General features: G+C 69.7%; 25 protein-coding genes and 1 tRNA gene. 14 read left to right on the top strand and 12 right to left on the bottom strand.

Translation table 11 applies throughout. The features are described 5' to 3' along the window. Positions 1-26: 26 nt before the first annotated feature. Positions 27-257 carry a hypothetical protein gene (locus ACTXG6_RS41840; protein WP_445184842.1) on the bottom strand — a complete coding sequence of 77 codons (231 nt, stop codon included), beginning with the start codon at positions 255-257 and terminating at the stop codon, positions 27-29. Positions 258-411: 154 nt separating this feature from the next. Here ACTXG6_RS41840 and ACTXG6_RS41835 point away from each other — a divergent pair. From ACTXG6_RS41835 to ACTXG6_RS41815, 5 genes are all read left to right on the top strand, one after another. Further along, a tRNA-Asn gene (locus ACTXG6_RS41835) sits at positions 412-487 on the top strand. Positions 488-654: 167 nt separating this feature from the next. Continuing rightward, the gene (locus tag ACTXG6_RS41830; RefSeq protein ID WP_445184841.1) at positions 655-1569 is read left to right on the top strand and encodes a LysR family transcriptional regulator; all 915 of its coding nucleotides are present in this window, start codon (positions 655-657) and stop codon (positions 1567-1569) included. A gap of 177 nt (positions 1570-1746) precedes the next feature. Further along, positions 1747-2934: a sulfite oxidase gene (locus ACTXG6_RS41825; RefSeq protein ID WP_445184840.1), complete on the top strand. Its 1188-nt coding sequence runs from the start codon at positions 1747-1749 to the stop codon at positions 2932-2934. Next, positions 2931-3317: a YidH family protein gene (locus tag ACTXG6_RS41820; protein ID WP_445184839.1), complete on the top strand. Its 387-nt coding sequence runs from the start codon at positions 2931-2933 to the stop codon at positions 3315-3317. Before ACTXG6_RS41825 ends, ACTXG6_RS41820 begins: the two co-directional genes overlap by 4 nt. A 1-nt stretch (position 3318) precedes the next feature. Continuing rightward, complete coding sequence (locus tag ACTXG6_RS41815) at positions 3319-3657, top strand: DUF202 domain-containing protein (RefSeq protein ID WP_445184838.1); 339 nt, start codon at positions 3319-3321, stop codon at positions 3655-3657. A gap of 27 nt (positions 3658-3684) precedes the next feature. On the opposite strand, the gene ACTXG6_RS41810 is transcribed toward ACTXG6_RS41815, so the two are convergent. Genes ACTXG6_RS41810 through ACTXG6_RS41800 form a run of 3 tightly spaced genes read right to left on the bottom strand, consistent with a single transcriptional unit; the run spans position 3685 to position 5487 of the window. Continuing rightward, positions 3685-4035, bottom strand: coding sequence for a VOC family protein (locus tag ACTXG6_RS41810; protein WP_445184837.1), 351 nt, complete (start codon positions 4033-4035; stop codon positions 3685-3687). Beyond that, complete coding sequence (locus tag ACTXG6_RS41805; RefSeq protein ID WP_445184836.1) at positions 4026-5057, bottom strand: FAD-dependent monooxygenase; 1032 nt, start codon at positions 5055-5057, stop codon at positions 4026-4028. The genes ACTXG6_RS41810 and ACTXG6_RS41805 overlap by 10 nt, the downstream gene beginning before the upstream one ends. 1 nt (position 5058) lies before the next feature. Beyond that, on the bottom strand, positions 5059-5487 hold the full coding sequence (locus tag ACTXG6_RS41800) for an ATP-binding protein (protein WP_445184835.1): 429 nt from the start codon (positions 5485-5487) through the stop codon (positions 5059-5061). Positions 5488-5517: 30 nt separating this feature from the next. Here ACTXG6_RS41800 and ACTXG6_RS41795 point away from each other — a divergent pair, with 30 nt between their 5' ends. Further along, positions 5518-5817: a hypothetical protein gene (locus ACTXG6_RS41795; RefSeq protein ID WP_445184834.1), complete on the top strand. Its 300-nt coding sequence runs from the start codon at positions 5518-5520 to the stop codon at positions 5815-5817. Positions 5818-5880: 63 nt separating this feature from the next. Here the strand turns inward: ACTXG6_RS41795 and tatA are convergent, their stop codons facing one another. Next, positions 5881-6069 carry a Sec-independent protein translocase subunit TatA gene (gene tatA / locus ACTXG6_RS41790; RefSeq protein ID WP_445184833.1) on the bottom strand — a complete coding sequence of 63 codons (189 nt, stop codon included), beginning with the start codon at positions 6067-6069 and terminating at the stop codon, positions 5881-5883. Between the two features lie 173 nt (positions 6070-6242). Between tatA and ACTXG6_RS41785 the strand changes: the two genes are divergently transcribed. Together ACTXG6_RS41785 and ACTXG6_RS41780 are read left to right on the top strand one after the other, a co-directional pair. Further along, positions 6243-7901 (top strand): FAD-dependent oxidoreductase, encoded by a 1659-nt coding sequence (locus tag ACTXG6_RS41785; RefSeq protein ID WP_445184832.1) that lies wholly within the window; start codon positions 6243-6245, stop codon positions 7899-7901. Between the two features lie 2 nt (positions 7902-7903). Then, on the top strand, positions 7904-9340 hold the full coding sequence (locus tag ACTXG6_RS41780) for an ATP-binding protein (RefSeq protein WP_445184831.1): 1437 nt from the start codon (positions 7904-7906) through the stop codon (positions 9338-9340). 125 nt (positions 9341-9465) lie between these two features. Here the strand turns inward: ACTXG6_RS41780 and ACTXG6_RS41775 are convergent, their stop codons facing one another. Both ACTXG6_RS41775 and ACTXG6_RS41770 read right to left on the bottom strand, forming a co-directional pair. Beyond that, entirely contained in the window at positions 9466-10389 is a 924-nt protein-coding gene (locus ACTXG6_RS41775) for a TIGR03854 family LLM class F420-dependent oxidoreductase (protein ID WP_445184830.1), read from the bottom strand. Positions 10390-10513: 124 nt separating this feature from the next. Then, positions 10514-12121 carry a S1C family serine protease gene (locus tag ACTXG6_RS41770; protein ID WP_445184829.1) on the bottom strand — a complete coding sequence of 536 codons (1608 nt, stop codon included), beginning with the start codon at positions 12119-12121 and terminating at the stop codon, positions 10514-10516. A gap of 156 nt (positions 12122-12277) precedes the next feature. Between ACTXG6_RS41770 and ACTXG6_RS41765 the strand changes: the two genes are divergently transcribed. Beyond that, on the top strand, positions 12278-13894 hold the full coding sequence (locus tag ACTXG6_RS41765; protein ID WP_445184828.1) for an AMP-binding protein: 1617 nt from the start codon (positions 12278-12280) through the stop codon (positions 13892-13894). A 4-nt stretch (positions 13895-13898) separates the two neighbouring features. Here the strand turns inward: ACTXG6_RS41765 and ACTXG6_RS41760 are convergent, their stop codons facing one another. After that, on the bottom strand, positions 13899-15038 hold the full coding sequence (locus tag ACTXG6_RS41760; RefSeq protein ID WP_445184827.1) for an MBL fold metallo-hydrolase: 1140 nt from the start codon (positions 15036-15038) through the stop codon (positions 13899-13901). Between the two features lie 210 nt (positions 15039-15248). Here ACTXG6_RS41760 and ACTXG6_RS41755 point away from each other — a divergent pair, with 210 nt between their 5' ends. From ACTXG6_RS41755 to ACTXG6_RS41735, 5 genes are all read left to right on the top strand, one after another. Then, positions 15249-16163 carry a PaaI family thioesterase gene (locus ACTXG6_RS41755; RefSeq protein ID WP_445184826.1) on the top strand — a complete coding sequence of 305 codons (915 nt, stop codon included), beginning with the start codon at positions 15249-15251 and terminating at the stop codon, positions 16161-16163. Positions 16164-16506: 343 nt separating this feature from the next. After that, complete coding sequence (locus ACTXG6_RS41750; protein WP_445184825.1) at positions 16507-16905, top strand: hypothetical protein; 399 nt, start codon at positions 16507-16509, stop codon at positions 16903-16905. A 225-nt stretch (positions 16906-17130) separates the two neighbouring features. Further along, positions 17131-17580: a hypothetical protein gene (locus ACTXG6_RS41745; RefSeq protein ID WP_445184824.1), complete on the top strand. Its 450-nt coding sequence runs from the start codon at positions 17131-17133 to the stop codon at positions 17578-17580. A gap of 516 nt (positions 17581-18096) precedes the next feature. Beyond that, complete coding sequence (locus ACTXG6_RS41740; RefSeq protein WP_445184823.1) at positions 18097-19245, top strand: acyl-CoA dehydrogenase family protein; 1149 nt, start codon at positions 18097-18099, stop codon at positions 19243-19245. A gap of 15 nt (positions 19246-19260) precedes the next feature. Further along, positions 19261-20040 (top strand): SDR family NAD(P)-dependent oxidoreductase, encoded by a 780-nt coding sequence (locus tag ACTXG6_RS41735; protein ID WP_445184822.1) that lies wholly within the window; start codon positions 19261-19263, stop codon positions 20038-20040. A gap of 89 nt (positions 20041-20129) precedes the next feature. Here the strand turns inward: ACTXG6_RS41735 and ACTXG6_RS41730 are convergent, their stop codons facing one another. The 4 genes from ACTXG6_RS41730 to ACTXG6_RS41715 form a co-directional block, all read right to left on the bottom strand. Further along, positions 20130-21167: an Abi-alpha family protein gene (locus ACTXG6_RS41730; RefSeq protein WP_445184821.1), complete on the bottom strand. Its 1038-nt coding sequence runs from the start codon at positions 21165-21167 to the stop codon at positions 20130-20132. Position 21168: 1 nt separating this feature from the next. After that, positions 21169-22413: a hypothetical protein gene (locus ACTXG6_RS41725; protein ID WP_445184820.1), complete on the bottom strand. Its 1245-nt coding sequence runs from the start codon at positions 22411-22413 to the stop codon at positions 21169-21171. A 229-nt stretch (positions 22414-22642) separates the two neighbouring features. Then, on the bottom strand, positions 22643-23107 hold the full coding sequence (locus ACTXG6_RS41720; protein WP_445184819.1) for a hypothetical protein: 465 nt from the start codon (positions 23105-23107) through the stop codon (positions 22643-22645). 79 nt (positions 23108-23186) lie between these two features. Beyond that, the gene (locus ACTXG6_RS41715; RefSeq protein ID WP_445184818.1) at positions 23187-24332 is read right to left on the bottom strand and encodes a thiolase family protein; all 1146 of its coding nucleotides are present in this window, start codon (positions 24330-24332) and stop codon (positions 23187-23189) included. Positions 24333-24345: the final 13 nt, after the last annotated feature.

Below are 24345 nucleotides of genomic sequence, written 5' to 3'. Positions count from 1 at the left end.
GAGCGGCCGCCCGGCCGGTGCCGGGGTCAGCGCGTGGAGTCCCCGTGCCCGTTGGCGCTGTTGAACGGCTCCCTGCGGCCCCCGCTGGCCGCGCTCACCGTGTCCACGACCTTTGCCTTCGCGATGCCCGCGGCTCCTTGCACAGCGGGGTGGTCGGCGACCCGCCGGTAGGTACGAGCCAGTTGCTCGTAGCGCTCTCGGCCGGCGCGCGTACCCAGTACGTATCCGACCGCCGCGCCAAGCATGAACGGGATCATCGAGGCTTCCTCCAAGGGGTTGGGTTCCGCCCATCCTGCCGCGGCCGGCCGCCGTTGCGCAGTCCCGGTCCACCGCGGGAGTGCCCGCGGCGGCGTTCTGGGCGTGCGCTAAGGTTGTCACCGCTGGACGGGAGACCCGGCCGGCCACGAGCGATCCTCCGTAGCTCAATTGGCAGAGCATGCGACTGTTAATCGCAGGGTTACTGGTTCGAGTCCAGTCGGAGGAGCCAAAAGTCCAGGTCAGGGCCGGTTAGCTGGCCGACCGCCAAGATCCACACCCCACTTGACCCGCCACTTTTGACGGGGTCCTCGATCTCTGGCCGCGTAAGTCAGAGCTCACAAGCGCAGAGCCCTGTGGAGTCCTGTGCGGCTGTCCGTGGACACATAAGCTGTGGCTATGCCGCTGCCGTCTCGGGTCAGCGATCTGACCAGCTTTGATCTGCTGTTGAGCGTGGCCAAGCTGGGCAGCATCGGGCGCGCGGCAGCCGCGCACCAGATGTCCCAGCCTGCCGCGAGCGCGCGGTTGCGGCAGCTGGAGCACCACCTCGGCGTTCGCCTGCTGGAGCGGGAGGCCCGAGGTGCGCGGCTGACGACCGTCGGTGAGTTGGTGGCGGGTTGGGCTCAGCCGGTGGTGGACCGGGCCGCCGATCTCGAAGCCGGGATCGCGGCTGTGCGGGTGGACCGGCACACACATCTGCGGATCGCCGCCAGCCTTACCGTGGCCGAGTACCTGTTGCCCCGGTGGTTGATCGCGTTGCGAGCGGCCGATCCGGACACGGTGACCGCGCTCAGTTGCGGGAACTCCGCCGAGGTCGCCAGACAGGTGCTCGCCGGGGAGGCCGAGATCGGGTTCATCGAGGGACCGAAGGTGCCTGGGGGAGTGCAGGCTCGTGAAGTTGCGCGCGACGAGTTGGCGGTCGTCGTCGCGCCATCCCACGCGTGGGCGCGGCGGCGGCGTGTGCGTGCCGCGCAGTTGGCCACGACACCGCTGATCAGCCGGGAACCGGGCTCCGGCACCCGGCTGGCATGGGAACAGGCGATGCGCGAACTGCTCGGCGTCGACCTGGCCGAGCCGATCCTCGAGGTGTCCTCGACCACGGCGATCAAGGCGGCCGTGATGGGAGGGATCGGCCCCGCGGTGCTCAGCGTGCGCGCGGTCACGGCGGAACTGACCGCCGGAACCCTGGTGCGACTGGCCGTGCCCGGTCTGGATCTCACCCGGCGGCTGCGCGCGATCTGGCCGGCCGGGCACGATCTGCAGGGCCCGGCCCGCGACTTGTTGACCATCACACTGCGCAGCGCCGACGGCTGATCCTCATCGTCGGCCGCCATCCTCGGGGGATGGGTCCCGAAGCCCGACCCCGCGACGAAGAGTCGCGGCCCGGCGCACCAGCTCGCCGACCCGACAGGGCCGAGCCATAAGCCCAGGTTATGCATCCATCGGCAATGGCGTCTACTCGATCTCGGTAACGACGCACACAGTGGTCTTATGACCACATCGGTGAGCGCCCAGACCACGGCGGCGGCTACATCCGCAACCGACCGCACCGGCCGCAAACTCGTCAAAGCCACTCCCGCGGAGCTGATGGAGGACGCCGGTACGGGCCTGGACTACGGCACCCGGCCAGACCGCATGCCGGGCCATCTCACCCCGACCGATCGCTTCTACACCCGCAGCCACGCGCCCACTCCGCACTTGGATGCGGCGACGTGGACACTCCACGTCGAGGGCAATGGGGTACACGAACCGATCGCCTACACCTACGACGATCTATGGAATCGCTTTCCGCTGGTTTCCGTGGTTCGCACGATTGAGTGTGCGGGTAACCGGCGGGTGTTGTTAGGTGAGGAAGTCGGGCGCACGTTCCAGGGCACTCAATGGGGGCGCGGTGCGATCGGTACCGCTGAGTGGACCGGCGTGCGGCTGCGCGACCTGCTCGAACCGGCCGGAATCACACCCGGTGCATGCGAGGTCATGTCAGAAGGGCTCGACGAGATCCGTGCCCGCCTGCCGGTGCCGCTGGCCAAGGCGTGTGCCGACGACACCCTGGTCGCATTGGCCATGAATGGCGAAGTGCTCCCGGCTGATCATGGATTCCCGGCTCGCCTTGTCGTGTCCGGGTGGCTCGGCGCGGCCAGCATCAAGTGGCTGGGTCGGATCGAAGTGTCTGAAGATCCCCTCTACGTGCCCTGGAACACCGAGGACTACGTGCTGATCGGCCCGGACTTTCCCGCGCACAAGCCCGCACGTGGCCCGGCAATCACCGCGCTCCCGGTGACCAGTCTGGTGGAGCTGCCCTGGCCGGCGCGGCTACGGCCGGAACCGCGGATGATCCGAGGACGAGCGTTCGCCGGAGAGAACCGGGTCGCTGCGGTCCAGTACCGGGTCGACGACGGTCTCTGGCAGGACGCGCTGATCACTTCGCCGGTCACGCCGGGGATCTGGGTGCGCTGGCAGTTTCGCTGGAATCCAGAACCCGGCGAACACACGCTCCGGGTTCGCGCCACCGATGACCAGGGCAACACTCAACCAGACTCCTCGACCTGGAATGAGCTGGGTTATCTGCACCAATCGGTACTGGCGCATCCCGTGCACGTCGAATCCCCGGCGCGTCGTGGTCGAGTAAGCGAGACCCGCCGGCGCATCCGGCGCGCTCGAGGCTCTGTGCGCTCATGAACCCGGCCGATCTGAAACGACAACCCGAGCCGAGCGGCGAAGAGCAGGAGCCGGACTACCGCTTCACGCTGGCCAACGAGCGGACCTTCCTAGCCTGGATCCGCACCGCGCTCGCGCTGATCGCCGGTGGTGTCGCCGTCGTCCAGCTCGTTCCGGCGTTCGGAATCCCGGGAGGGCGACACGCCCTCGGCGTGTTGCTCACCGCGGGAGGCGGTCTTCTGGCGGCACTGGCAGTCCGGCGCTGGCAACGAGTACAGGCCGCGATGCGCCGCGATGCCGAGCTGCCATCAACCCGGCTTCCGGTACTGCTCGGCGGCGCCCTGCTGGCCGTGACGATCCTGGTGCTCGTCGTGCTCCTCGTCCCGGCGCCGATGGGGCCATGACGTGCCTGGTCAACTCCCGGGCAAGCCCGGACTGCAAGCCGAACGAACCCAATTGTCCTGGCAGCGCAGCGCAATCGGCTGCCTTGCCAGCGGCGCGATCCCGCTGCTCCGGCAGGGCGGACCCCTCGCGGTCGGAGGAACCCTCCTGGCCGTCACGGCGGTGCTGCTGGCGTTACTCGTCCTTCAGCTCGGTCGCAGGCGGGGACAACAGATCAAAGCAATCCGTCGCATCGGGGGAAAGGACATCGTGCCCAACGGCCGGACCGAGGTGCTCCTGATCGGCTGGGCCACAGCCAGCTTGGCAACGGCCATCGTCGTCCTCCTCATGTCGTCGAGGTGACCGAGGACCAGGTAGCCGCTCGATGATCTAGTCGTGCCCGGCAACATTGACTACCGCACCTTGTGGCGTTCGGACGAAGAAGCGCGTCACCCCCCAAGACTCCGTGGTCAGCGGATGAACGATCTCGTACCCCCGCTGTACCGCCAGCTCGTAAGCCTCGTGGACGTCGGACACTCCAACCGAGATGTGAGAGTCGGTCGACGCTGTCGCATCTTTCACCACGAGCTGCACACCGACCGCGTCGTTGTCTGGCACCTGAAACCTGGCCACCCAGCCCAGGTCGAAGCCAACGTCGAGGCCGAGAAAGTCCGTGTAGAAGGAACGCGCGGCGTCCACATCGTCCACCGGGAGATTCGCTGTGATCCGTGTTACCCGCATTTGAGGCACCGTAGCCCGGAAGGTGAACTAGCTGGCCATCGCTCGCTGGGCGGGCGGCGGGTGATTGTGGTGAGGGCGTGGTGGAGGACGGAGTCGCTGGGTGGGCGGTCGGTCCAGCGGGCGCTGATGTGGCCGTCCGGTCGGATGAGTAGCGCTCCGTGTGGGCCGAGGCAGCACAGGTCGGTGTGCTCGCTGGGCAGGGCCTCGATGTGTAGCGGCCATGGTGCGGCGGACTGTCGCTCCCATTGGGTGGGGTCCGGCGTGAGCAGGGTGAACCATTCGCCGTGGGTGTCGAGCGTGGAGTGGTTGTCCTTGAGCCAGAGGTGTGGCATGCGGTGGTTCGGCTGCGCGGTGGGGACATAGTCCGTGCCTGGGTCGGACAGCTCGGGTGGGGTGCTGCCGTTGGTGAGCAGGGCGTCTGAGTGGTAGGCGACGCCGAGCACGAGCCCGAGTTGGGCGAAGTACCGGTCCGACCAGGGCAGTTCGATCTGGGCCGGGGCTGTTTCGCCGGCTTGGAGCTGTTCGTGGCGCCGATTCTGCGCTTGGTGCATCAGTTGGCTGTTGGCCACCGCTTGGCGGAGATTCCGCTGGGCGACGGGCTGTCGTTCCGCATCGTAGGTCTCCAACAGGCCTGGTCCGGCCCACCCGTGCAGGACGCCCGCTAGTTTCCAGCACAGGTTGTGCACATCGGCGAGGCCGACGTTCATGCCCAGACCGCCGGAGGGCGGGATCGCGTGCGCGGCATCGCCGGCCAGCAGGACCCGGCCGTGGCGGCGGAAGCGGATGCGGCCAAATTCCGGTGCGAATGCGCGGGCCGCGATCGTGGCGGCGAGCCCGAGCTGGCGAAAGATCTCCATCGAGCGCACGTTGACCAGCCGGGACCGGGGAAACGGTGACAGCTCGCGGTGTTTCTCGACCAGCAGTGTGGACACGCCCCAGCGATCCAGTAGCGCTCGGGCGGTGAGTCCGACCGGCCCACCACCGACGATCAATACGTCGACCTCGGCGTTTGCCACGGGCATGTCAGATCGGTCGGCTGACCATCGTGACCTGGGTGCCGGCCGTCGTCGTCTCGATGCGGAGGGAGTCGGTGCAGGCGCGCATCATCTGGAGGCCCCGCCCCCGGCCGTCGCGCTCGGCGGGGATCGGGCGCCAGCAACCGGCGTCGGTCACCGTGATGACCACGCGGCTGGTGTCGTCCTCGGACCGGTGTTTGAGTTCGGCGAGCACGGTGACCTCGGCCCCGTCGTGGTCCGCCGGGTAGGCGTGGTCCACCACGTTCGCGACGGCCTCGCTGGTGGCCAGGAGCAGGTCGTGTCGCTCGGCCCTGGTCAACGGGAGCGCACGCAGCCATGAGTCGAGCGCCCGGCGGGCCAACGACGGCGCGTTCAGGTCGGCGATGAGCACCTCGTGCATTGGGGAGTCCTCACCGCGGTTGGGTAGTGCGGCCACCTCGGGCTCCTCATCGACCAGGAGCCGGGGATGGCTTTCCTTTACCCAGATTCGGGCGCGGCTACGCACTGCGTTTCTGGCGCGGCGTTTTCGGGTAGTCAATCCGGCATGCTCGAAACACAGTCGCTCCCGGGTTCCGATCGACAGGATCGGATCGTCCAAGCACTCGTCGGACTGGCGCTCGATGACCTTGAATACGGTCATCTGGATGTAGAGACCGCGCTGCGGTTCGTGGCGAACCGGGCCTGGGGCGAAGGTCACCGCGAAGGCGCCAACCACACCGGTGACCTGGCCGAACTCTCCGACCGGTCGGCAGCCGACCCCGCTTAGACCGCGAGCCGCCGCGCGGCCGTCGTCGAACCGCGCGCCGGGTGACCGGAAGTGGCCGGTCGGCTATGCGTCCGGAGTCGGCTTCGGCTCGGCCTTCTTCGCCTCGTCCTCATGCAGTCCACTGACCTCGGACTTGAGGATTCGAGCCGAGCGGCCCAGACCGCGGGCGGCCTCGGGCAGCTTCTTCGCCCCGAACAGGATCACGACCACCACGACCAGGACGAGCCAGTGGGTCGGACTCATGGCACCCATGCGGACCATCGTAGGCGTAAAAGTCGACCAACGGGTACGACGGGTCGCCGGCGGCGCCGTCGGTGGCCTGCCCCGACGCGCTGACCAGGGCTATCAGGCCCGGTGAGGTACCAGATTGGCGACGTCCGAAACGGGGGTTCGCCATCGCGGCCTTCTCGGGCGAGGATGTATGCATGGGGAAGCCGGTTCTGCTGACCGTGGACGACGACCCGGGGGTGTCCCGGGCGGTTGCGCGCGACCTTAGGCGGCGCTACGGCGAGGAGTTCCGCATTCTGCGGGCGGACTCCGCGATGGATGCGTTGGACGCGTTGCGCGAGCTCAAGCTGCGTGGGGACGTGGTCGCCGCGATGCTCGCCGACTACCGGATGCCGCAGATGAACGGCATCGAGTTCCTGGAACAGGCGATGGACCTGTTCCCCAGGGCCCGCCGCGCGCTGCTCACCGCGTACGCCGACACCGACGCGGCGATCCAGGCGATCAACGTGGTCGACGTCGACCACTACCTGCTCAAGCCGTGGGACCCGCCGGAGGAGAAGCTCTACCCGGTCGTGGACGCCCTGATCGAGACCTGGCGGGCCACCGGCGACAGCGCCGTGCAGGAGACCAAGGTGATCGGGCACCGCTGGTCCGCGCCGTCCTTCCTGGCGAGGGACTTCCTCGCCCGCAACGCCGTGCCCTACCGGTACTTCAGCGTCGAGGACGCGGAGGGGCTTCGGCTGCTCGAGGCGGCCGGCGCCTGCGCGGACGACGTGCCGGTGGTGATCACCCCGGACGGTGTGACGCTGTGCAAGCCGTCCGACACCGAGATCGCCGGCGCGGTCGGCCTGTCCACCGAGCCGGCTTCCGAGTTCTACGACCTGGTTGTCGTCGGCGCCGGTCCGGCCGGGCTGGGCGCGGCGGTCTACGGCGCTTCCGAGGGACTGCGCACCGTGCTGGTGGAGCGCCAGGCCACCGGCGGGCAGGCCGGGCAGAGCTCGCGGATCGAGAACTACCTGGGCTTCCCGGACGGGGTGTCCGGCGCTCAGCTCACCGAGCGGGCGCGGCGCCAGGCCCGGAAGTTCGGCGCCGAGACGCTGTCCGCCCGCGAGGTGACCAAGTTGGAGGCGCGCGGGTCGGCCCGGGTGGTGCACTTCGGCGACGGCACCGAGATCGTGGCGCACTCCGTCGTGCTGGCCACCGGCGTCGCCTACCGCCAGCTCGAGGCGCCCGGGGTGACCGAGTTGACCGGCCGCGGGGTGTACTACGGCTCGGCGGTCACCGAGGCGCCGGCCTGTGCCGGGCAGGACGTCTACATCGTCGGTGGGGCGAACTCCGCCGGGCAGGCCGCGGTGTTCTTCTCCCGCCACGCCAAGCGGGTGGTGATCCTCATCCGCGGCGAGTCGCTGCAGTCGTCCATGTCGCACTACCTGATCCAGCAGCTCGACCAGATCGACAACATCATTGTGCGCACCCACACGGAGGTCGCCGAGGTGCACGGTGATGATCACCTGGAGCGGCTGACCCTGCGCAACACGCGCGACGGTGGCACCGAGTCGGTGGACAGCCCCTACCTGTTCGTCTTCATCGGCGCCGCGCCGCGCACCGAGTGGCTGGAGGGCGTACTGATGCGTGACTCGTACGGATTCCTGCAGACCGGGCCCGACCTGATCCGGGAGGACCAACGTCCACCCGGCTGGGCGCTGGAACGGGATCCCTACTTCATGGAGTCCAGCGTGCCGGGCGTTTTCGTGGCCGGCGATGTGCGTGCCGCGTCAGTGAAACGGGTGGCGTCCGCGGTCGGTGAGGGCGCCATGGCCGTCACCCTGGTACATCGGTACTTGGGAGAGCAGTAGACATGAGCGCGAATTTGACGAAAGAGCAGCTCCGCGAGCTGTTTCTGTTCACCGACCTGACCGACGAGCAGTTGGACTGGGTCGACGAGAACGGCGATGTGGTCGAGTTCGGTGCCGACACCGAGGTGTTCGCCGAGGGTGAGCCGGCCCGCTGCTTCTGGGTGCTGCTGTCCGGAACCATCGCGATGAGCCGGACGATCGGCGGCGACCGGGTGGAGACGGGGCGCACCGATCAGATCGGCGTGTACCTCGGCGCGATCACCTTCTACCTGGAGGAGTCGCTGGAGAACGGCTACGCCGGCGGCGCGCGGGCCATCACCGACGTGCGCCTGTTGGCGTTGCCGGCCGGCAAGCTGGCGCTGGCGTTCCGCGAGTGGTTCCCGATGGCGGTGCACCTGCTGCAGGGCATGGTGCTGGGTACCCGACGGGGCCAGGCGATCACCGGGCAGCGGGAGCGGCTGCTGGCGCTGGGCAAGCTCTCCGCCGGGCTCACCCACGAGCTGAACAACCCTGCGGCCGCGGCGGCCAGGGCCACCGCCACGCTGCGCGACCGGGTGACCGGGATGCGGCACAAACTGGGCATGCTGGCCGAGGGCAAGCTGGACAAGGACGCGTTGCTCGCGCTCACCGGGCTGCAGGAGGAGTTCGCCGACCGGGTGCACGAGGCGGCTCCGGAGCTGTCCGCGGTGGCGGCCAGTGACCTGGAGGACGAGCTGTCCGACTGGCTGGACGATCACGAGGTGGCCGGCAGCTGGGACCTTGCGCCGGTGTTCGTCGCCGGCGGCCTGGGGGTGGCCGACCTGGAGCGGGTCCGTGCGGCGACCTCTGCCATCGCTGGGGACTCCCCGCTGGACGGCGCGCTGCGCTGGCTGGCCTACACGGTGGAGACCGAGAGCCTGCTGCGCGAGATCACCGACTCGACATCGCGGATCACCGCGCTGGTCGGTGCGGCCAAGCAGTACTCCCAGATGGACCGCGCGCCCTACCAGATGATCGACATACACGATGGTCTGAAGGCCACCCTGGTCATGTTCAGCGGCAAGCTGACCAAGAGCGGCGTGTCCGTGGTCAAGGAGTTCGACAAGTCGCTGCCCAAGATCCCGGCCTACCCGGCGGAGCTGAACCAGGTCTGGACGAACGTGATCGACAACGCCCTCCAGGCCATGGACGGCGCCGGCACGTTGACCGTGCGGACCGCGCGGGACAAGGACTGGCTGCTGGTGGAGATCGGCGACACCGGCCCGGGCATCCCGCCGGACATCCGCAAACGGGTGTTCGAGCCGTTCTTCACCACCAAGGGCGTCGGCGAGGGCACCGGGCTCGGGCTGGACGTGAGCTGGCGGGTCGTGGTGACTCGGCACCACGGCGACCTGACCGTCGAGTCCGAACCCGGCAACACCAGGTTTCAGGTCCGCCTTCCCCTCACCGAGGCGGTCTGACTGCCTCCAACCGTCGCCGAGATCGACCGGAGGGCTGTGTGCGACGGGGTGAATTCAAGCGGCCGATCGCGACCGCGGTGTCGATCTCGGCGCGGGTTCGGGTTTCGCCCGGCGGCGGGGTGCGGTCAGGTCTGGAGGGGGATCAGCTCCGTGGTGAACTGGTCGAGGAAGGTGCGGCGGGAGGCCACGGCGGTGGCCGGGCGGACCACGAACTTGGTCAGCCCGGCGTCCACGAACCGGCGCAGCTCATCGCGGGCGGCGGCCCAACCCCGGCAGATCAGCCGCTCCGGGTCCAGATCCTTGCGCCGCGCCCTGGCCCGGACCAGCGCGGTGTCCAGTGCCGCGGTCTCGAGCTGATCGTCCGGAACCACCAGCAGGTTCGTGCCGTAGTGGTCCTGCTCGATCTCCCTGCCGGCGTCCGTGGCCGCCTGTTCGATCTGGGCCCGGCACCGCAACGCCTCGTCCGGGGTGACGAAGCTGGCCAACCAGCCGTCCCCGAGCCGCCCGATCCGGCTCATCCCGACCGGCAGCCGCCCGCCCAGCCACAGGTCCAGCGGCTTGGCGGGCAGCGGGCCCACCGAAGCCTCGTCGAGCTGGAAGAACTCGCCGTGGTGGGTGACCACCGGGTCGGTGAGCAGCGCCCGCACCACCGCCAGCGCCTCCTCGAACACCTCGGCACGCCGGCCGTCGGGCACCGGGAACATCGTGCGGTCGGACTCCAGCGCCGGGCGGACCCCGAACGCCGGCAGCACCCGCCCAGGGGCCAGCGCGGCCATCCCGGCCAGCTGCGCGGCAACCAGGGCGGGGTTGCGCCCGGGCAGCACCAGCACGCCGGTGCCCAGCTTGAGTCGCTCGGTCCGGCCGGCCGCGTAGGCCAGCCCGATCATGGGGTCGACGCTGTGCCGGGAGGAGACCAGGTCGGACAGCCACACCGAGTCGACCCGGTGCGCCTCCAGCTCGTCGACGAGCTCCGCGAGCCCGGGGCCGACATCAGCCTCCGGACCGTCGATGGGGATGGGGCCAATTCCGATCCGAACCTTCATACCCATGCCTCGACCTTACGGCCAAAAAATCGAGCGGGTAAGAAAAACCGGGGTGGGGACCACGGCTCGTGGTCCCCACCCCGGCTGCCGAACCCGGGCTCCCCTCCGGGTCTGGCCAGGAGATAGTCCGTTAGCTTGCGGGCACGCTGCCCAGGGTGACCGGCACGGTGTGCGGCGCGCCGGCGCCGCTCGTGACGGTGAGGGTCACGTTGCTGCCCGGGTCGGCCGAGTTGATCGCGGCGACCAGCCCGTCGGAGTTCTCGACCAGCTGGCTGCCGACCTTGGTCACCACGTCACCGGCCTGCAGACCCGCCTTGGCGGCCGCCAAGCCGGGTGCCACGCTGACCAGCTGGGCGCCGTTCGGCTGCGAGTCGCGCACCGAGACACCGAGTTGGGCCTGGGTGGCGTGCCCGCTGGCGATCAGCTCGTCGGCGATGCGCTTGGCCTGGTTGATCGGGATGGAGAAGCCGAGCCCGATCGAGCCGCTCTGCCCACCCCCGCCGGAGCCGAGCGAGGCGATCGCGGAGTTGAGCCCGACGATGCGACCCTGCATGTCCACCAGCGGACCACCCGAGTTGCCCGGGTTGATCGCGGCATCGGTCTGGATCGCGTCCAGCACCGAGGTGGGCGTCTGCTGCTGCGGGGCGGCACTCAGGCCGCTCAGCCCGCCGAGGCCACCGAGCCCGCTGAGTCCGCCCTGGCCCTGCTGCTGACTCGGGCTGGGCTCGCCCTGGGTCTCCACCGGCCGGTTCAGCGCGCTGACGATGCCGCTGGTCACGGTGCCGGCCAGGCCGAGCGGGGTACCGACGGCCACGACCGGTTGCCCGACCTGCAGGGTGTCGGAGTTGCCGAGCTGGATGGGGGTCAGCCCGGACACTCCCTGGGCGCGGACCACCGCGATGTCGGACTGGGTGTCCTGGCCCACCTCCTGCACCGGAGCGCTGGAGCCGTTCTGGAACGTCGCGGTGAGCTGTCCGCCCTGGGCGGCGGCGAGCACGTGCGCGTTGGTCAGGATCAGCCCGTCGGCGGACAGGACCACTCCGGATCCCTCACCGGAGTTGCCCTCCAGCTGCACCACGCTCGGGAGCACCTTCTGGGCGACCTGGGTGACGGGGCTGAGCGGCAGGTCGCTGCCGGCCGGGACCGGCTGGTTGAGGGTGCCGAGCGAGCTGACGCCGACGGTCGAGGTCTGGTGACCGACGATGCCGCCGACCCCGCCGCCGACCGCCGCGGCGAGCACCGCCACCGCGACCATGCTGGCCACCCGGCGGCCGCGCTTCGGTTTGGGTGCCGGTTCGCTCGGCAGCGCCGCGGTCGGGGGGACGTCCGGCGGTGGCACCTGCCCGGGCGGAGGTACCTGCCCGGCGGGCGGCTGGCCGGGTTGCTGGCCGTAGCCGGGTGTGGGGTACGGGCCGACGCCGTACGGGTTGGCCTGGTGCGGGATGGGGGCGTACGGGCTCTGCTCGGCGCCGTGCTGTGTAGCGGTGCCGTTCTGGACCGGGTACGTCAGGGTGCCGTTCTGCCCGGCGTAGGGCTGGCCGTGGCGGGCCCAGCCGTTCGGTGCGACGCCGTACTGATCGGCGCGCCGTGCCGGGTCCGGCTGCGCGGGAGTGCTCTGCTGCTGGTTGGTCTCAGGGGTGGCGTCCGGTTGTTCGGCGCGGCCGTCGAGCGCACCCGGTAGGGGACCGGGGCCTGTCGGGCCGGCCGGAGCTGGAGTCCCTGCCGGTGTGTCGCTCATGGGTTCCACTGTCGGCCGGCAACCTGTGGCAATGCTGTGAGGGAGCGGAGAAGTCTCTGATGGTTCTGATCCGGTGCTGAGTGCCCTTTCCGCGCCGGGTGGGCTGCGCTAGCTTTCGGGTAGTGAATTGCCAGTCACTAGAGCGAGGAGGTCGGCATGGCCGCTGACCAGGACGGCTCCCTGGCGGAGAACCTCATCCAGCGGGTCAACGTGGGTGACTCGCTGGCCCGCTCCTCGGCTGCGCACCCGACTCGGACCGCCGTCGTGGACGGCGACCGGCGATGGACGTATGCCGAGTTCAATGCGCTGGTCAACCGGGTCACCGGCGGGCTGGCCGGCCTGGGTTACCGGCGCGGGGACGCGCTGGCCATCGCCTCCGGCAACAGCGCGGAGTTCCTGGCCATCTACTTCGCGGCGGCCAAGCTCGGTGTGGTCTGCGTCCCGATCAACCTCGGCTGGCGGCCGGACGAGGTGGCCTACGTGCTCGACCACTCCCGCTCGCGCGGGATCGCGGTCGAGTCCCAGCTGGTCGGGACCATGGCCGAGGCGATCGCGAAAGTGGCGGAGGTGGCCGACATCGTGGTCACCCCGGGCACGCTCGGGGCGGGTGCGGCAGTGTCCAAGGAGCCGGCCGACCGGCGCTGGAGCACCTTCGACGAGCTGCTCGAGCACGGCGACGCGGCCGAGCCGGCGCACTACGTCGAGGACCGCGACCCGCTCAGCTACCTCTACACCAGCGGCACCACCTCGTTCCCCAAGGGCGTGGTGGCCGGCCAGCTCGCCATCTACCTGGAGTCGATGTCCTCCGCGCTGGAGTGCGGCTGGAGCCGGGCGGACCGGTTCGTGGCGATGATGCCGATGTTCCACACCGCCCAGCTCAACGCGTTCTGCACGCCGGCGGTGCTCGTCGGGGCGAGCATCCACGTGCTGCGTGGCTTCGACCCGGAGGTGCTGCTGGACACCATCGAGCGCGAGCGGATCACCCAGGTCTTCGGTCTGCCGATGATGTACCGGGCCATGCTGGACCACCCGTCGTTCGCCGGCCGCGAGCTGTCCAGCCTGCGCCGGTGCACGTACGCGATGGCCGCGATGCCCGAGGCGCTGATCCGGCGGTGCCTGGACTCCTTCGGCTGCGACTTCGCGCTGCTCTTCGGGCAGACCGAGATGAGCCCGGTGACCACGCTGTTCCGCCCCGAGCACCAGCTCTCGCACCTGGGCGCGGTGGGCACCCCGGTGACGAACGTTCAGGTCGGCATCATGGGCCCCGCCGGCGAGCTGCTGCCGAGCGGTGAGCAGGGCGAGATCGTCTACCGCGGCCCGTCCACGATGACCGGCTACCTGCGCAACCCCGAGGCCACCGGTGAGGCGTTCGCGCACGGCTGGTTCCACTCCGGCGATGTGGGCCGGTTCGACGACGACGGTGTGCTCTGGTTCGCCGACCGGTTCAAGGACGTGATCAAGACCGGTGGGGAGAACGTGGCGTCGATCGAGGTGGAGCTGGCCGTGTTCGCCGCCGACGACGGGGTCGCCGAGGTCGTCGTGGTGGGGCTGCCGCATCCCCGGTGGAGTGAGGCGATCACCGCGGTGGTGCTCGCCAAGCCGGGCCGCACGGTCGACCCGGCCACGGTGATCGACGCGGTCAAGCAGCGGCTGGACGGGTACAAGGTGCCGAAGTCGGTGATCGTCGCCGACGAGCTGCCCCGAACCTCGACCGGCAAGGTGCAGAAGAACGTCGTCCGCCAGCGCTACACCGATCACTACGAGAGCCTGTAAGCGGCTAGGAGATCGCGCTCCACCAGTCGTTCTCGGGCGGCGTGTTCACGATGAACCGCTCGCCGGGCATCGGCACCGCGACCCGGGTGTCCGCGCGCTTCGCCTCGGCCAGCAGCCGGCGCACCGGCTCCGACCACTCGTGGAACGCCAGGTTGAACGTCGCCCAGTGCACCGGCACCAGCAGCCCGCCGCCGAGGTCGCCGTGCGCCCGGACCGCTTCCTCCGGCGTCATGTGCACCTCCGGCCACTGCTCGTTGTAGGCCCCGATGGGCAGCAGGGTGAGGTTGAACGGGCCGAACCGGGCGCCGATCTCGGCGAAGCTGGGCGTGTAGCCGGTGTCGCCGCCGAAGAACACCCCGTGCTGCGGCCCCGCGATCACCCACGAGGACCACAGCGTGGTGTTGCGGGCCAGCGAACGGCCGGAGAAGTGCCGGGCCTCCGTGCAGGTCAGGGTGAGTTCGCGGACCCGCGCCTGACCGCCCCAGTCCAGCTCGACCACCCGCTCGGCGGGCACCCCCCAGGAACGCAGGTGCGCACCGACCCCGAGCGGCACCACGAACGGCGCCGACCCGCGCCGGACCAGCTCGCGGACCGTCGGCAGGTCGAGGTGGTCGTAGTGGTCGTGCGAGATCAGCACCGCGTCGACCTCGGGCAGCGCGTCCAGGCCGGTCGGCACCGGGTGCATCCGCTTCGGCCCGATCAGCGGCGACGGGGACACCCGGTCACTCCACACCGGGTCCACCAGTACCCGGCGTCCGTCGATCTCGATCAGCGCGCTGGAGTGCCCGTACCAGGTGACCGCGAGCTGGTCGGCGACCGTGGGGAAGCGGGGCACGGCCAGCGGCACCGGCCCGGTCGGCGCGCCGCTCTGGCCGCGGCTGAGCATCGCCACGATCAGCGCCGCCGGGTTGACGGGACGCAGCAGCCCGCCGGACTGGGTGTTGTGGAACGTGCCGTCGGCGAACCGCGGTGAGTCACCGGCCGCCTCGGCGATCTCGGCCCGCGAGGCACCGAGCGCGGTCGGGATCCCCCACGCCGCACGGGCCAGCAGACCCATCCCCGCGGTGGTCGCACCGACCACCGTGGCACGCAGCACGGAGGCGGTCAGCGAGCGGACGGCGCGGGCCTGATGCAGTAACAACACAAGTCAAGGGTAGAGAAACCCGGGACAACGCCGCCCCGGCGGACCGCAACCGCGGCGGCGCGATCGCTGTTTTTCCTGGTCAGAGCCGTATCAGTGAGGTGTTCGGTAACGCTGAGCTGGGCAGATCGGATGTGAGATTGACCCCGGTGCGCGCGAGCCAGCCGGTTGATCAAGCAAGCTGGCCGGGGTAGCGATCGAGGGAGTGAGTGCATGGCCAGCGGGCTCGAGACCGGGACGACGGTGCGGACCGCCGCATGGCAGGAGACCGGCTGGTTGCTCTCCGGACCGGTGGAGGGGCGCCTCGGCATGCGGGTGACCGCGCTGTCGCCGGACGGCTCCCGGCTCCGGCTCCCGATCCCGCCCGACAGCCCGGTGAGCGAGGGCCCGAGCTCTCCCGGGCTGACACTGGCCCTCAACGTGCTGGCGGACACCGCCGGCGGCATCGCGCTCTCCGCGTGCCAGGGGGTCGGGGAGGGCGGCCCGACCATCGAACTGCGGCTGGACCACGTGGCGGCGCCGGCCGACGGGGCCAGCTGGCTGATCGGTGAGGGCGCGCGCCAGCACGAGGCGGGTGGTGCCGGCTACCTGTCCATCTCGGTGAGCGACGACACCGGCCGGGTGTTGGTCCGCGCGGTCGGCCACTACCTGTCGCGGCGGCGCACCGCCCGGCCGTCGCCCCCCGGCCCTGCCGCGGCGACGGAGGGCGCCGGCGCCGAGCTCGGCTGCCCGGCCGACGAGGTGGGCAAGCCGGACGCGCTGCTCCGCGCACTGGCGCCGGCCGGGGACGATCCGGCGCTCTGGGTCCTGCCGGCCGCCGCCGAGTTGGCGAACATGCGCCAGGACGTCCATGGCGGCGCGCTGCTGACCATCGGGCACCTGGCACAGCAACGGTTCGTGCACGCCGACACGGCGGCCGGTGAGTCGATGACCCCGCTCAGCATCCAGGCGCAGTACCTGCTGCCGGTCCCGGCGGACGGCAGCGAGCTGCGCTGCCGTACCGAGTACGTCCGGCGCGGCCGGGCCTTCCGGACTGTGCGGAGCGAGGTGGTGCGCCCGGACGGGCGGGTTGCGACCGTCGTTTCGGGCCTCTGGTCGGCCGTGAACGGCGATTTGAGTGATCATTAGCGAACGCCGCGGCGAACGGTCATGATCTCGCGGCGAACGGCTCAAGGCGCTGCGTGAGACCGCTCGTCCGTTCGGCGCAGTCAAAAAAATCACCGGAAGATACGCGTAACCTCCGAGTCACCCGTTGGTGTGGGGCGTACAGCGCACGTCCGCACCATCTGTAATTCACTGGAATGTACGTACAACGTTCTCCAAGATCACCGCGCTACCCTTATTTGTGGGTATCGAGTTTGCGTATGTCGCGATCTCCGCTAGCTTTTGCCGAGTCGGTGGGCTCCCCCCAGAACTCCGACATCCCCGCAGCGGAGGCTCCCCCTCCGCGACCTGATCAAGGAGATATCCCGTGTTTAAGAAGGCTGCAATCGTCCTCGCGGTGAGCGCCGCTGGCCTGCTGGCGGTCAGCCCACTTGCTTTCGCCGGTGACTACAGCGGTGACGGGGGTCATGGCCACCACAGCCACAAGGGCCACGACGGGGGCAACCACGACGGCGATGACAACGACGACAACGACGGCGACCACAACGGTCACGGCCGGGGTCACAACGACGACAGCGACTACGACGGTGGTCGCAGCACCCACGTGCAGAGCGGGCTGGTGAACCTGCAGGACGTCGGCGTCCAGGTGCCCGTGCAGGCGTGCAACAACTCGATCCTCTCGGGCGCGCTGGGCATCCTGTCCTTCGGTCAGCACTCCAGCGACAGCCACGACGGCAAGTGCGGCCAGAGCAACAAGAACGACTGACCATGAGCTGACTCCTCCGGGGGTCGCGCCGCTGAGGAGCGGGCGCCGGGCCACGGCCCGGTGCCCGCTCTTTTTGCTTTTTGGACGGGAGGGTTCCGACCCTCCTGTGTCCTGGCACACACGCACGTTGCGTAAATGCGCGGAATTGGCTGCCTAATACGGCAATACGCCGATGCCACCCGATAGTGACGCATCGAACAGCGTCAAGATCAGCACAATTCAGATATGGACACCGCCGTCGACCGGTTTCTCGGTAAGTACGCGACAGCGCGCCTGGGCCTGGCGGCCATCGTCTCGATCGTGGTGCTGGCTGACCTGATCGTGCTGGTCGGGGACACGGCGGCGGTGTCGGAGCGGCCGGCCCCGGTCGCGTCGACACCCGGGGAGTCGGTGGCTCCCTCGTTCGACCAGTCGGTGCAACCCACTGCGGATCCCTCGGTGCAAGGGTCGGCGGCCGCGGCGCCGCCGGCGTCGGTTTCCCCGGTGCCGACCGAGTCGGTACGGCCGACCCCGGCGCCGAACCGGACCGCTCACGCCCCCGCACCGGCCCCGCCGGCCTCGACCACCCCGCGCCGACCCCGACCGAGCAGCACCCACCGGACCCGGTCGCCGTTCGAGGAGCGCTGCAGGGACGGGGAGATCGAGCCCTGGCTGTGCCACGGGATGCCGAACTGACGGTGGCCAGGTGCCAGCGGCCCACCGGCGCCGCCCCGGTACCGAGCCGCACCTGGTCGGCCTGTGGTTACCGAACTGCACGACAGGCAGGCCGCGGACGCTGTCACGGGGCGTGCACGTTCCGCCGGCGCCGCCCCGGTACCGGGCCGCACATGGTCGGCCTGTTGTTACCGAGCTGCACGACAAGCAGCCCGCGGACGCGGAAATCCTGCCTGCTGTGCAGCTCGGCAACAACAGGCTCCTGTGCTGGTAACAAGCGCGATCCTGAGTTGGGCGGCTCCCGGAGCGCTCGGCTTGCTCCCGGTGCGGTCGGCTTACTTTCGGTGTGCTCGGCTTGCCCGAGGCGGCCGGCCGCTGTCCACGGGTAGGTGAGCTGTGTCGCCTCCGGGGTGGGCTGGTTTACAGATTTGAATTCAACTGATGGTATGGCTGGGCCCCAACGACGGCGGCAACCCGACTACGGCGGCAACCTGACGACGGCGGCAACCCAACTACGGCGGCACGAGGAGATGGCGGATGCGGCGCACTGGATTCACCGCCGAACACGAGGACTTCCGCCGGATGATCCGGGACTACCTGGCCCGCGAGGTGGTGCCGGCGTTCGACGACTGGCTGGCCGCCGGCATCGTGCCCCGGCAGTTCTTCCGTGATCTCGGCAAGCTCGGCGTGCTCGGGATGGCGGTGCCGGAGGAGTACGGCGGCGGTGGCCAGGTCGACTTCACCTACAACGCGATCCTGAACGAGGAAGCCGCCCGCGCGCTGGTGTCGCTCGGCTCGCTGCGGGTGCACCTGGACGTGGTGCTGCCCTACTTCCTGGAGTACGCCGGGGCGGAGCAGCGGGACCGCTGGTTCCCCGGCCTCGCCTCCGGCGATCTGATCACCTCGATCGCGATGACCGAGCCGGGAACCGGTTCCGACCTCGCCGGAATGAGCACGACCGCGGTCGAGGACGGTGACCACTACATTCTCAACGGCGCCAAGACCTTCATCACCGGCGGAGCGCAGGCCGAGCTGATCGTGGTGGTCGCCCGCACCTCGCGCGACGAGTCGAACCGGCGCAACGGGCTCAGCCTGCTCGTCGTCGAGGACGGTATGCCCGGCTTCGAGAAGGGCCGCAACCTGGCGAAGATCGGGCTCAAGGTGCAGGACACCGTCGAGCTGTCCTTCACCGACGTCCGGGTGCCGAAGGCGAACCTGCTCGGGGAAGAGGGCAAGGGGTTCAGCTACCTCGGGCACAACCTGCCGCAGGAGCGGCTGACCATCGCGGTCGGTGCGCTGGCCGCGGCCCGCGCGGCGCTGGACACGACCGTGGCCTACGTCAAGGAACGGCACGTGTTCGGTAAGCCGGTCAGCCAGTTCCAGAACACCAAGTTCGAGCTGGCGGCGGTGGCCACCGACGTGGAGGCCGGTCAGGCCATGCTGGACCGGGCGCTGGCCGAGCACCTGGTCGGGGAGCTGTCGGGCGTGGACGCGGCGAAGGTGAAGTTGTTCTGCACCGAGCTGCAGGGCCGGGCGGTGGACCGCTGCCTACAGTTGTTCGGCGGTTACGGCTACATCCTGGAGTACCCGATCGCGCGGCTGTACGCGGACGCCAGGGTGACCCGGATCTACGGCGGCACCAGTGAGGTCATGAAGTCCATCATCAGCAAGTCGCTGGGTCTGTAGAGACAAGGGGACAGGGTGCGGATCGAAGGCATTTCGGCGTTGGTCACCGGCGGGGCCTCCGGGCTCGGGCTGGCCTCGGCACGGCAGTTGGTGGCCCGCGGCGCGACGGTCGTGCTGGTCGACCTGCCCACCTCGCCCGGGGCCGAGGCGGCCAAGGAGCTCGGCCAGATTCGAGACGGGGCGGCCTGGTTCGTGCCGGCCGACGTCACCGACCCGGAGGCGTTCAACGAGGCACTGGACGCCGCCGAGCAACGCGGCCCGCTGCGGGCGCTGGTGCACTGTGCCGGCCGGGGCGGCGACCGGCTGCGGATCATCAACCGCGACCGCACCCCCGGTGACCTGGACTCCTTCGCCGAGGTGCTGAGGATCAACCTGATCGGCACCTACAACGCGCTGCGGCTGACCGCCGCCCGGATGTCCGGCAACGAGCTGCTGGACGGTGACCGAGGCGCCTGCGTGCTCACCGCCTCCGTCGCCGCCTTCGACGGCCAGATCGGGCAGACCAGCTACACCGCGTCCAAGGCGGGCGTGCACGGCATCACGCTGGTGGCGGCGCGCGACCTGGCCAGCTGGCAGATCCGGGTCAACACCATCGCGCCCGGCGTCTTCGAGACCCCGATGCTGGGCCGGCTGCGCGAAGACATCCGGGAGGGGCTGGCCGCCTCGGTGCCACACCCCAAGCGCCTCGGCGACCCGGCGGACTTCGGCAAGCTCGCGGCGGACATGCTGGAGAACTCCTACCTCAACGGGCAGACGATCCGGCTGGACGGCTCGATCCGGATGGCGCCGCGGTGAGCCGAGGGTTGCACCGCGCAGCGCCGGGGCGCGCCGCGCTGACCCGGGGCGCGTAGCTGACCCAGGGCGCGTAGCGCTGAGGTCTGGGCTCAGCGGGCGTCCGGCGGCGGCAGCTGCCGCGTCGACTCGTTGTTGCTCGCGGTGGCGACCTCATCGGCGGGGGGCAGCAGACCGGTCCGCGCGCACAGGTTGCGGCCGAACGCGGTCAGCTCGATGCTGCGGCGCACGGTGACGCCCCGGCCGGCGCGCGCCATCGCCTCGGCGACCTCGTCCTGCGCCTCGAGCACGTCGTAGACGCTCTGCTCCGGGATCGCCTCCCGGGAGAACCAGACCAGTCCGAGCCGGAACAGGTTGTTGAGGTAGGCGGGCACCCGGTCCACGTGCCGGCAGCCGGCGTACCGCCCGATCATGGTGATGCCCGGGGCGATCAGCTCGCTGCCCACCCCGAAGGGCCGCCTGGTGCGCACGTCCACCGCCGCCTGGGCGCCGCGCTGCGCGAACAGCCGCAGGATGCGGGCCTCGTCGGGGGCGAGCTCGGACAGCAGCCGCACGTACGCCGGGTGGCCGGCGTCGGAGTAGTCGAGGTCGGCCGAGGCATCCAGCAGCGCGGCCATCCGGTCCGGCAGGGTGATCTCCGGGGTGGCCGTGGAGGAACCGTTCGGGATGATCCGCGCGCGCAGCGCCTTCGGCATCGGGTCCGGGTCGGAGACGCCGAGGATCTCCCGCACCGAGTGCTTGGCCTCGGTGCTGATCTCCTCGATCAGGCTCTGCGCGGACTGCCCGGAGACCGCCCCTCGGATCACGATGTTGCCGATGTGCAGTGACGCGTTGAGGGTCCATCGGTTGGTCCGCCACAGGACCGAGCCGGCGATCTTGGCCATGTCCGGCAGCGCCTGGACCGCCGCCGTCGGCGACACCCCGGCCAGCAGTCCATTGGCGGCGTCCGCCAGGGTGGCGCGCAGCCCGTGCGGGGCCTCGCCGTTCGTGGCCGGCACCACGTCGGGCCGCCTGGGCTGGGCAACAGCCGGCCGGCGGGTCGGCGCCACGGTCGGCGAGAGGTTCGGGTCCGGGTCGACCGCGCGGGGTCGGGTGGCCGGGCGATTGACCGGGCGGCGTTCCACTGTCATCTCAGGCCCCGAATACCATCAGATGGGCGAGCCCGGCGGCGATACCGAGTACGGCGCCGTGCAGGATCAGCAACCACTCGTCGGCCTTGATGGCGGAGCGGAGCATGTCGGCGAAGTCGTTCGGATTCATGGTGCGGGTCTTCTCCGCGACAAGGTTGCGGATCCGTGCGCTCTGGGTGCGGTTGAATCCCGCGTCCAACAGGGAGGCGCTCGCCAGATCGGTTGCCTCGGCCACCGCGAAACGGGACATCGTGTCGTAGTTCCGACTGCCGATCGCGGCGCGCATCGGCACCCTGGCCACCCCGACTGCGCGATCCACCGCGGGCCGGAGCAGATTCTCGATCAGCTTTCGGGTGCGGTCGCCGCGGGGGCCGTTGAACAACTCGTAGCCGATGTTCGTCAGTGAGACGATTCGCTCGGAGATGATTCTCGCCCACACGTCAGCCACCTGCCGCTGGCGCCGGATGAACAGGCCCTGCAGCGCGATCGGGCCGATTTTGACCGGTTTCACCGGTTCGAAGATGACGGCGATCGCCAGCCAGTTCGTGACCCAGCCGATGATCGCGCCACAGATCGGGACCAGCCACCAGACCGGGAAGGTGAGGGTGAGGAACAACAGTGGGATGCCGAGGATGAAACCGAACACGAACCCCATGTGGACGATCAGGCGCAGTTCGCGCTTGCCCATCTCCTGGAAGATCATGTTGGCCAGGGTCGGATCCTCCTCCATGTACCCGATGACCATCAGTTTGATGTCGAGCAGCTGATCGATGTTGAGGCCGATCTCCTTCGTCAGCTCGTGCACGATGCCGGGCAGTTCGCTGTCCACCCGGGCATGGATCGCCTGCCGGAAACTTGGCGGGACGTTCGACCAGAGCAGCGGGTAATGCTGCTTCATGAGCCGGTCGATGATGTGGTCGATCTCGTGGCGAGAGGTGCTGAGAATGTGTTCGGCAATCGCGTTCGGGTCGAGCTGTTGGTAGAACTCGGTTGGCGTTCCGAGCTTGGTCAGGCCCTTGTCGACGGCAATGCTGCCCATTTTGGCGGCGCGCGACGGGATGATTCCCTGCCAGCCGAACCGTCCGCTGGTCAGTCCGAGCGGGACCTCGAGCACCTTGCGGGGGAGGAACTGGGCCAGCGTCTTCAGCCCAGGGATCCGGATGCCTATGAATTTGATCGGGTAGAACAGCATCAGGACGCCGGTCCAGTTGGTGATCCAGCCGATGACACCGGTGAACAACGGCACCGAGAGATGCTTGATGAATCCCTCGACGTGCACGAGCGGGAAAATTGTTGAAAGGTCCACTGATCCCCCGCTCTCGTCCGCGTCGACGCTGCTGGGGCGTCAAAGGGAGCAGAGTCGGCAAGCCCGGAATGATTTGCCCAGACTCTAGCTGTGTGGCTGATCACAAGCAACGACCGATGGCTCCGGACGCACTATAGCCAGGGGACCGAACGGGCCAGCGAGCGGATGATCAATTCCGCCCATCGGTCGGCGGTGTGGCGGCGTCCGGCGCGGCGGGACCGGGGGAGTCGGGACCGGCGGTGTCGGGCCTGGGGCCGGGGGTCGTGGCGCCGATCCGCCGGGCCCGCCGCAGGTGCCACAGCAGCGTGGGCAGCCCGACCGCCACCAGGATGATGCCGTCGACCAGGCTGTCGGCGCCGTCCCGGCGGCGGTCCTCGAGCGCCCGCTGCCGGGCCTGCGCCCGCTCGCTGTCGGTCGCCACGACCGTGCCCTGGGCGTCGCGGTGCAACGAGGACTCGTAGGAGTACGACTGCACGCCCAGCTCGGGGAACGCCAGGTCCTTGGCGCCGAACAGGGCCGTCGTCGTGCCGGCGATGAGGAAGCCGAAACCGACGAACGCGGCCAGGTAGAAGTACAACAGAGCGACCCAGGGTCGCCGCGCGGCCGGCGACTCGGTTGAGGATCTTGTCTCCATGGCGGAGACGGTAGCGCCCGCCGGGCGGGCGCCACCTCCGTACAACTACCGAGATCCCCTAGGGCGTTTCAGGGCCCGGCTAGGCGAGCTCGACCAGGGTGGCGTTGGCCGTGCCGCCGCCCTCGCACATGGTCTGCAGGCCGTACCGGATCCCGTTGGCCCGCATGTGGTGCACCATCCGGGTCATCAGGATCGCGCCGGAGGCGCCCAGCGGGTGGCCGACCGCGATCGCCCCGCCCACCGGGTTGAGCCGCTCGTGGTCCGCGCCCAGCTCGATCGCCCAGGCCATGGGCACCGGTGCGAACGCCTCGTTCACCTCGTAGACGCCGATGTCACCGATGCCGACCCCGGTGCGGGCGAGCAGCTTCTCGGTGGCCGGGATCGGCCCGGTCAGCATCATGATCGGGTCGGCCCCGCTGACCGCGCCGGCCTTGTACCTGGCGATGGGGGTGAGGCCGAGCTCCCGGGCCTTCTCCGGGGTGGTGACCAGCAGCGCCGCCGCCCCGTCGGAGATCTGCGAGGCGTTGCCGGCGTGGATGACGCCGTCGGCGTTGAAGGACGGCTTGAGCTTGGCGAGGGTCTCCGGGGTGGTGCCCCGGCGAAGCCCCTCGTCGGTGTCGAACACCCGGCCGTCCGCCAGCGTCACCGGGACGATCTGGTCGGTGAACACACCGGCGTCGATGGCCGCCGCCGCTCGGGCGTGCGAGCGCGAGCTGTACGAGTCCAGGTCGTTGCGGGACAGTCCCCACTTCTGCGAGATCAGCTCGGCGCCGGTGCCCTGGTTGAACTCGAAGTGGTCGTAGCGTTCCTGCACCTTGGGTCCGTACGGCTGACCGATGGTCCGCGCGGCGCCCAGCGGGACCCGGCTCATCGACTCCACGCCGCCGGCCACCACGATGTCGTACTGCCCGGCGATGACACCGTGCGCGGCCTGCTCCAGTGCCGCCTGGCTGGACCCGCAGGCCCGGTTCACGGTGATCCCGGGCACCGTCTCCGGGAAGCCGGCGGCGAGTGCGGCGTACCGCCCGATGTTGCTGGACTGGTCCCCGATCTGGCTGACGCAGCCCCATACGACGTCGTCGATGATGACCGGGTCGATCCCGGTGCGCTCGACCAGTGCGGTCAGCACCAGCGCGGACAGATCCTGCGGGTGTATCCCGGCCAGTGAACCGTTGCGCTTGCCGATCGGGGTGCGTACGGCCTCGACGATGACGGCCTCGGGCATGACGGTTCCTCTC

It is taken from the genome of Pseudonocardia sp. Cha107L01 (genome assembly GCF_052566575.1).
This window is presented reverse-complemented; position numbering and strand designations above follow the sequence as displayed.

Excerpts from the sequence above, each read along its gene's own strand:
- ACTXG6_RS41840 (WP_445184842.1), bottom strand. The coding sequence starts at position 257 with ATGATCCCGTTCATGCTTGGCGCGGCGGTCGGATACGTACTGGGTACG.
- ACTXG6_RS41830 (WP_445184841.1), top strand. The coding sequence starts at position 655 with ATGCCGCTGCCGTCTCGGGTCAGCGATCTGACCAGCTTTGATCTGCTG.
- ACTXG6_RS41825 (WP_445184840.1), top strand. The coding sequence starts at position 1,747 with ATGACCACATCGGTGAGCGCCCAGACCACGGCGGCGGCTACATCCGCA.
- ACTXG6_RS41820 (WP_445184839.1), top strand. The coding sequence starts at position 2,931 with ATGAACCCGGCCGATCTGAAACGACAACCCGAGCCGAGCGGCGAAGAG.
- ACTXG6_RS41810 (WP_445184837.1), bottom strand. The coding sequence starts at position 4,035 with ATGCGGGTAACACGGATCACAGCGAATCTCCCGGTGGACGATGTGGAC.
- ACTXG6_RS41805 (WP_445184836.1), bottom strand. The coding sequence starts at position 5,057 with ATGCCCGTGGCAAACGCCGAGGTCGACGTATTGATCGTCGGTGGTGGG.
- ACTXG6_RS41795 (WP_445184834.1), top strand. The coding sequence starts at position 5,518 with ATGGCTTTCCTTTACCCAGATTCGGGCGCGGCTACGCACTGCGTTTCT.
- tatA (WP_445184833.1), bottom strand. The coding sequence starts at position 6,069 with ATGGGTGCCATGAGTCCGACCCACTGGCTCGTCCTGGTCGTGGTGGTC.
- ACTXG6_RS41785 (WP_445184832.1), top strand. The coding sequence starts at position 6,243 with ATGGGGAAGCCGGTTCTGCTGACCGTGGACGACGACCCGGGGGTGTCC.
- ACTXG6_RS41780 (WP_445184831.1), top strand. The coding sequence starts at position 7,904 with ATGAGCGCGAATTTGACGAAAGAGCAGCTCCGCGAGCTGTTTCTGTTC.
- ACTXG6_RS41775 (WP_445184830.1), bottom strand. The coding sequence starts at position 10,389 with ATGGGTATGAAGGTTCGGATCGGAATTGGCCCCATCCCCATCGACGGT.
- ACTXG6_RS41770 (WP_445184829.1), bottom strand. The coding sequence starts at position 12,121 with ATGAGCGACACACCGGCAGGGACTCCAGCTCCGGCCGGCCCGACAGGC.
- ACTXG6_RS41765 (WP_445184828.1), top strand. The coding sequence starts at position 12,278 with ATGGCCGCTGACCAGGACGGCTCCCTGGCGGAGAACCTCATCCAGCGG.
- ACTXG6_RS41755 (WP_445184826.1), top strand. The coding sequence starts at position 15,249 with ATGGCCAGCGGGCTCGAGACCGGGACGACGGTGCGGACCGCCGCATGG.
- ACTXG6_RS41745 (WP_445184824.1), top strand. The coding sequence starts at position 17,131 with ATGGACACCGCCGTCGACCGGTTTCTCGGTAAGTACGCGACAGCGCGC.
- ACTXG6_RS41740 (WP_445184823.1), top strand. The coding sequence starts at position 18,097 with ATGCGGCGCACTGGATTCACCGCCGAACACGAGGACTTCCGCCGGATG.
- ACTXG6_RS41730 (WP_445184821.1), bottom strand. The coding sequence starts at position 21,167 with ATGACAGTGGAACGCCGCCCGGTCAATCGCCCGGCCACCCGACCCCGC.
- ACTXG6_RS41720 (WP_445184819.1), bottom strand. The coding sequence starts at position 23,107 with ATGGAGACAAGATCCTCAACCGAGTCGCCGGCCGCGCGGCGACCCTGG.
- ACTXG6_RS41715 (WP_445184818.1), bottom strand. The coding sequence starts at position 24,332 with ATGCCCGAGGCCGTCATCGTCGAGGCCGTACGCACCCCGATCGGCAAG.